Below are 722 nucleotides of genomic sequence, written 5' to 3'. Positions count from 1 at the left end.
GCGGCTTAACAATGACTGCAAGTTGGATACTGGGCTCCAATAGTTCTGAGAACTCTTGTGTTACCGGGTAACGATAACCAACCGATGTCGCCACATAAGGTGACCAGTCGTAACGAACACCGATGCCAACGAGTGGCTCAAACACCACCTCTTCGATATCTTCGCCACTCAACCAAAATGTTGAACCCACACTGCCAACCAACGAGAGTGAATCGGTAAGATAAAGCTGCCTATCCACCATCAAAGAGAGTTGTTTAGCAACGTCATTGCTTTGATAATCAACATAGCCAGTGGCTAACTCGTCAAATTGCACCCCCACTGCCCACTGGCCCCCCCAGACATCTTGGCTAGAAAAAGAACCTATCCCTATCGTTGGAGTCGGGATAGGGGGCTCGGCCTCTAATGTAAAGGAGGCAATAACGAGTAACATGGGGGAAATCTTAATTGCTATTTTTTCCATTACTGTACACTTATTCCTGCTAGCGGCTCACTTTGACACACACCGATATTGGTTTTTCCCTGCTCTACTTGGCCGGTAAAACACATCTGTCCATAACGATGAATCGCAAATTGTTGTCCAGGCTTCACCCGAAACTTTAAAACCTTATCGTTGACATCACTTGCGTTAACACATGCTTGCCCGGTACAAACAATGCCGTCGGTGTCGAGGCCATTGCTCACAATCAACACATTTCCTATCGGTTGTTGTTTCACATTAAGAA

The 722-nt window shown here is 46.4% G+C and carries 2 protein-coding genes; both read right to left on the bottom strand.

All coding sequences use genetic code 11. The features are described from left to right. On the bottom strand, positions 1–460 hold a 460-nt coding region (locus tag RH85_RS12910; RefSeq protein WP_006712867.1), incomplete at its 3' end, for a hypothetical protein. Further along, on the bottom strand, positions 460–722 hold a 263-nt coding region (locus tag RH85_RS23020; RefSeq protein ID WP_006712866.1), incomplete at its 5' end, for a hypothetical protein. The genes RH85_RS12910 and RH85_RS23020, both read right to left, overlap by 1 nt.

Origin of the sequence: Vibrio ichthyoenteri ATCC 700023 (assembly GCF_000222605.1) — a bacterium.
Taxonomy (GTDB): Bacteria; Pseudomonadota; Gammaproteobacteria; order Enterobacterales; family Vibrionaceae; genus Vibrio; species Vibrio ichthyoenteri.
The sequence above is the reverse complement of the archived record's forward strand: the minus strand, read 5'-3'. Positions and strand labels throughout refer to the sequence as shown.